This is a genomic window from Bradyrhizobium sp. Leo170 (assembly GCF_004296405.1).
Taxonomy (GTDB): domain Bacteria; phylum Pseudomonadota; class Alphaproteobacteria; order Rhizobiales; family Xanthobacteraceae; genus Bradyrhizobium.
On record NZ_PSRR01000441.1, the window covers coordinates 1 to 5,934 of the forward strand.

3 protein-coding genes and 1 pseudogene are annotated in these 5,934 nt (G+C 59.8%); 1 reads left to right on the top strand and 3 read right to left on the bottom strand.

Going from position 1 to position 5,934, the window contains the following annotated elements:
- Positions 1-1,095 (top strand): annotated as a pseudogene (locus CWO89_RS39810) (Rieske (2Fe-2S) protein); the annotation flags it as partial.
- 207 nt (positions 1,096-1,302) lie between these two features.
- On the opposite strand, the gene CWO89_RS48530 reads toward CWO89_RS39810, so the two are convergent.
- From CWO89_RS48530 to cysD, 3 genes are all read right to left on the bottom strand, one after another.
- The gene (locus CWO89_RS48530) at positions 1,303-2,310 is read right to left on the bottom strand and encodes an integrase core domain-containing protein (RefSeq protein ID WP_245476789.1); all 1,008 of its coding nucleotides are present in this window, start codon (positions 2,308-2,310) and stop codon (positions 1,303-1,305) included.
- Positions 2,311-2,803: 493 nt separating this feature from the next.
- Positions 2,804-4,693, bottom strand: a complete 1,890-nt coding sequence (gene cysN, locus CWO89_RS39820; protein ID WP_130231135.1) for a sulfate adenylyltransferase subunit CysN — start codon at positions 4,691-4,693, stop codon at positions 2,804-2,806.
- Positions 4,693-5,592: a sulfate adenylyltransferase subunit CysD gene (gene cysD / locus CWO89_RS39825; RefSeq protein ID WP_245475153.1), complete on the bottom strand. Its 900-nt coding sequence runs from the start codon at positions 5,590-5,592 to the stop codon at positions 4,693-4,695. The genes cysN and cysD overlap by 1 nt, the downstream gene beginning before the upstream one ends.
- Positions 5,593-5,934 lie beyond the last annotated feature (342 nt).

A 5,934-nucleotide genomic window follows, 5' to 3' on the forward strand; every position in this document is an offset into this window, starting at 1 on the left:
ACAACCGTGCGCCATCGCGAGGCGGCCGAACGCACCCTGCTTACGGCGATTGCGGCCGGCTTCTCCCCGGCTGAACTCGCTGATGCGCTGTTCGCCGCCGCGACCGAGCGGGCTTTCGCCGACACCGGGCACTCGCTCGACTTCATCAACAAGGCGTTCGAGTGCCTCGACCTGGTCGGCTGGCAACACGCGGCGGCTCTGCTGCCAACTGTCGCCGGTCAGATGGTAGCGGCTCGTGGCGCCGAGGAATCGACGGCCTGGCGCCAGCCCGTTGACCTTGTTGCGTTGTGTGAGGAATCAACCAGCAAACTCGCAAACCTGTTCGCTGCCGGACGCGGCGCGCGTGACTGGTCGGACCACGCCGCACTTGCTCAAGAGCTGCTCGGTGACGATCCCGCCAGGATCGTTGACGCGCTCAAGGCGGCGATCCGCGCCGGTGCCGCTCCTGCTGACCTTGGCCAATCCCTCGCGTACGCGGCATCACTCAGGGTGGCGCGTTTCGGCACTGCCAACGAGCACGCCGACTGGGAGACGGCGCATCACGTCTTCACCTACGCCAACGCAGTCCACCAGATGCTGACGCGCATCGGGACTGCCAACATCGACACTCACGTCACGGCCGTTCGCGGCGTATTGCACGGAGCGATGGCGCTCTACCTTGCTCGCTATCTCAATGTGCCGCCGGCGCGCATCCCGGGCGACGGCGGCGAGCAGCTCGATGCTCTGCCCGCGGATCCAGAGACGATCGGCGCCGCCTTGCTCGACGCCTTCGACCGGCAGCGACAGGTCGATCTCGCCGCGAGCCTGGTGGCACGGCATCTCACGCTCGGCCATTCGCCGCAGGCACTGATCGCCACGCTCGCGCATGCGGTGCTGCGCGAAGATGCAGGCTTCCATACGTATCAGATGCTGGAGGCCGGGGTCCGGCAATTCGGCGCGTGGGGCGACACGGACGAGGGCCGGCACATCCTCATCGCGGTTGCCCGCTATGTGGCGGCCCATTCACCGACCGAACGCGCGGCCCTGCAGACCGCCGACATCGCCCGCCGCCTGATGCGGGGTGGCGAGCTGCATCAAGAGGCTGGATCGTTCTGACGTTAAGCGCTGGGGGCACGAAGGGCGATCTGAACTGACAAAAGCCTGCGTCGGCGAACCGAGACGCGCTTCCAATGACCATTTTCGCGTTGCCTCTGCTTGGCGAATGAGTCTGACGCTCGGATCAGGTCCCGGACAGAACCGCAACATCGCGGCACGACACGGATTTCTCGTTTTTCGGTGATGCGATGCTATGCCTACCGCAAATCAAGTCCGGGCATATTGGTGGTGCAGTCCGCCCAGAATCGGGCGACAGAGAATGCGTCCAACTGTCGCGGCGCCGCGTGAAATCGGCGCGTCTTTATGCAACGACAAATGGGTGCGCGTGCCGTTGTAATAGTTCATGTACGAGAGCAGCACGTGACGCAGATGGCGCTCTCCGAACACCACGACATGATCAATGCATTCCCGGCGGATTGAACCGATCAGCCGTTCTGCACAAGCGTTTTGCCAAGGTGAGCGAGGAGACGTCGGACGGTCTCGAATCCCGATGGATCGAACCCGGCGCAGGAATATCTTTCCGTAGGCGCCGTCGCGGTCCCGGATCAGGTAACGAGGGATTTGCGCCCAGCCACACGCCTCCGTCAGTTGATTGGCGATCCATTCGGCCGTTGGGTGCGCGGTCACTCCAAGCCACAGGATCTGCCGCCGACCATGGCCCATGATCAGCAATCCATAGAGCAACCGGAACGAGATCGTCGGCACCACGAAAAGGTCCATCGCCGCGATCCCGTCAGCATGGTTGCGAAGGAACGTCTTCCATCCCTGCGAGGGGGGTCCCCTCCTTCGTGCCATATACTTGGCGACGCTGGTCTGGCCGACATCGATGCCGAGCTTGAGAAGCTCGCCATGGAGTCTCGGTGCTCCCCACAATGGATTGGCGAGGCTCATCTCGCGGATCAGACGGCGAATCTCCAACGATACCGTTGGTCGACCGCAACAGTGGCGCGATTTCCTGCGCCAATACAGCCTAAAACCGGCGCGGTGCCAGCGGATCACGGTATCGGGTCGGACAATTGCAAGTGTATCATACATCTTGGGAAACAGCCGGCAGATACCTCCCAATATCAGCCGGTCAATCGACGCAAATCGAAGTCTCTTGGGATTGCCGCGCCGCAGCACATTGATTTGCTGCCTCAGCACCAAAATCTCCGCCTCGAGCATTGCGCGCGACCGCAGCAGATCGATCACTGTCCCGACGATCAGTTTGCACAAATCAAACATCGAGCAGCAGCATCGCCCGATTCTCGATCAACTGCCAGCGGATTGGATTTGCGGTAGGGACAGCCCTTGTACTTGTCCGCTGGTTTCTCGGTATTCGACAAACGATATGAGGAGGTCATGGACTAGTGAGCGGAGCTCGCGGTCGGCTTACATGGGGGGCGACCCCATCGCTGAGAAAAGCAACATCCAAGCATGCCATCACGAGTAGCAAGTTGGCCTGATTTGGCTGAGGGGCGTTCGCGCAGGGCTGTCGCTCCGGCGATCAGCACGAAATTCGAGGCTCGACACCGACAACGCCGACGGCACTACGATGGTTGCCGCTAGTATGAAATCAGGCGGGATGTGGAGCCCTATATCGACCATCTGTGAAGCGTTGCTTTGGGCCTTACGGCAAGCTCTGCCGATAGAACCCTTCTTTTATAGTGCAAGTTGCGGGAGCTAACCGGCTCGAGTGTTTCGGCAAGGACGGCAAATTTGGCAAACGCTAGCGGCCGCGGACGATTGCGCGGGCCATCAATAGATCGACAACGGCTTGCGCTAGGTGTTCGGGCTTCTGCCCCATGGTCTTGAGATGAATTTCGGGTCTTATTGGCGTTTCGTAGGGCGCATCGACGCCGGTGAAGTTCTTGATCTTGCCGGAGTTCGCCTTTGCATAGAGACCTTTGGGATCGCGCCGCGCGCATTCTTCGATTGGCGTGTCCACAAAAACTTCAATGAACTCATCCTCAGCAACCAGGTTGCGTACCATATCTCGCTCGGACCTGTAGGGCGAGATGAATGAGCAAATCACGATCAAACCGCTATCGGCCATCAACTTGGCGAGTTCGCCCACACGCCGAATATTTTCAACACGGTCGGCCTCGGTGAAGCCGAGGTCCCCATTTAATCCGTGCCGCACGTTGTCGCCGTCCAGCAGCATCGTGTGGCGCGACATTGCGAACAACTTCTGATCGACGACGTTGGCAATTGTCGATTTGCCCGCGCCGGACAGGCCGGTGAACCAGATGATGCAAGGCTTTTGATCCTTGAGCGCCGCCCGCTCTCTCTTACCCACTGAAATCGGTTGCCACGCGATATTGCTAGCCCGCCGTAGCGGAAACGCGATCATGCCGGCGCCGACCGTGCGGTGGGTGTAACGGTCGATGAGGATGAATGAACCGGTCTTGCGATTGACCTCGTAAGCATCGAAAGCCGTGGGCGTTGCGGTCGCAAGATTGCAGAATCCGATCTCGTTGAGGCTAAGCGTCTTGGCTGCCAGGTGCTCACGTGTGTTGACGTCGATCCGATACTTGATTGTAGTAATACGACCGGCGGCCACAGTCTGTGTTCCAATGCGAAGGATGTAGTTGCGTCCAGCAACGAGCGGGTCATTGTCCATCCAGATCAGATGAGCGGCGAATTGATCGGCGACCTCCGGCCGCTCAGCCGGACGGGCGAGAAGATCGCCACGGCTGATATCAATCTCATCTTCGACGACAATGGTGACGGCATCGCCGGCCTCAGCGCGAGGAAGATCGCCGTCCTGGGTGACGATGCGCTTGACGCGTGTAGTCCGTCCAGACGCTGCGACAACGATCTCATCTCCTGCCGTGATGCTCGCGGAAGCCACCGTCCCGGCATAGCCGCGGAAGTCCAGGTTGGGCCGATTCACGCACTGGACTGGAAAGCGGAAAGCCTGGCTTCCAGTGTCGGACTGGATATCGATGCTCTCCAAATGATCGAGCAGGCAAGGCCCCTGGTACCACTGGGTCTTGCCGGAGCGGTTGATGACGTTGTCGCCGTACCGGGCGGAGATCGGGATCGGAACGATCGACGTGAAGCCAAGACCGGCAGCAAAGGCCACATACTCACCGACGATCCGGTCAAAACTCTCCTTCTTGTAGTTGACGAGGTCGATTTTGTTCACTGCCAGGACGACATGACGAATACCGAGCAGCGAACAGATGAAGGAGTGACGCTTGGTCTGAACCAGCACACCCTTGCGGGCATCGATCAGGATGATGGCGAGCTGGGCGTTCGAGGCGCCGGTTGCCATATTACGCGTGTACTGCTCGTGGCCGGGCGTGTCGGCCACCATGAACGAGCGGCGCCGGGTGGTAAAGAAGCGGTAAGCCACGTCAATCGTGATGCCCTGCTCCCGTTCGGCCTCAAGCCCGTCGACTACCAGCGCAAAGTCGATTTCATTGCCGTTGGTGCCGTGCTTGGCGCTGTCGCGTGCTAGCGCCATCAGCTGATCCTCGTAAATCATCTTGGTGTCATGCAGCAGCCGGCCGATCAGCGTCGACTTGCCGTCGTCGACCGAACCGCAGGTGATGAATCGCAGTTGGTCCTTCGTTCCGGCCTGGACCAGCTCGGCTGTCGCTTTGGAAGCCATCAGAAGTAACCTTCCCGCTTCTTCTTCTCCATCGAAGCGGCTTCATCGGTATCGATCAAGCGTCCCTGGCGCTCAGATACCCTCGCGGTCTGCATTTCCGCGACGATGTCCTCGATCGTGGTCGCGTCGGAGTCGATAGCCCCGCTCAAGGGATAGCATCCCAGCGTGCGGAAACGTATCATCCGCATCTCCGGCCTCTCGTTCGACTGAAGCGGTAATCGCTTGTCGTCGACCATGATCATTGCGCCGCTCCGCCGGACGACGGGCCTTTGCTTTGCGAAATAGAGCGGGACGACCGGGATCTTCTCGAGCATGATGTATTCCCAGACGTCGAGCTCAGTCCAGTTCGACATTGCGAACACACGCATGGTTTCGCCCTGGCGGATTCGGGTGTTGAAGAGATTCCAGAGCTCCGGTCGCTGGTTGCGTGGGTCCCACACGTGTCCGGCCGAACGGAAGGAGAATATCCGTTCTTTTGCGCGGCTCTTTTCCTCGTCACGTCGTGCTCCACCAAACGCGGCATCGAACTGATAGAGATCAAGCGCTTGCTTTAAGCCATCGGTCTTCATCACCTGCGTATGAAGAGCCGAGCCGGAATCGATCGGGTTGATCCCGCGCTCGATGCCTTCCTTGTTCACGTGGACGATCAAGTCGACGCCGAGGCGCTTGGCTGTCTCATCGCGGAAGGTGATCATCTCGCGAAACTTCCAGCCCGTGTCGACGTGAAGCAGGGGGAACGGCAACTTTGCCGGATAGAACGCCTTGATGGCGACGTGCAGCATGACGCTCGAGTCTTTTCCGATCGAATAGAGCATGACCGGCCTTTTGAACTCGGCGACAACCTCACGCATGATTTCGATCGATTCAGCTTCGAGGCGACGCAGATGTTTAGGCAGCACGTGGTTCTTCTTTGATGCAGGATGTCTGTCGTTAGCTGGCGTTTTGACGCAGCGAATTGCGCCCCAAGGCGACAAAGCCATCGTTGCGGAACTCGGGCTTGCCATAGCGCATGTCCTGTCCATCCGGTCCAACAACCTGGCCAGCCGCGAGCAGGACCGCATGCCGGGCATGCCGTATCCCGCGTCGTGCCAGCCCAGGTGTAGACACCCGCCTCGCCTTGCGCAATCAAACAGAGGTTTAGTGACGATCCCGGGGTTCCTTAAACCCCACCTCGTTCTAGATCGCACCATCGCTGCCCGGGCAGGGCTAAAGGGAGCGCATTTGGCAATCACCACTTATCT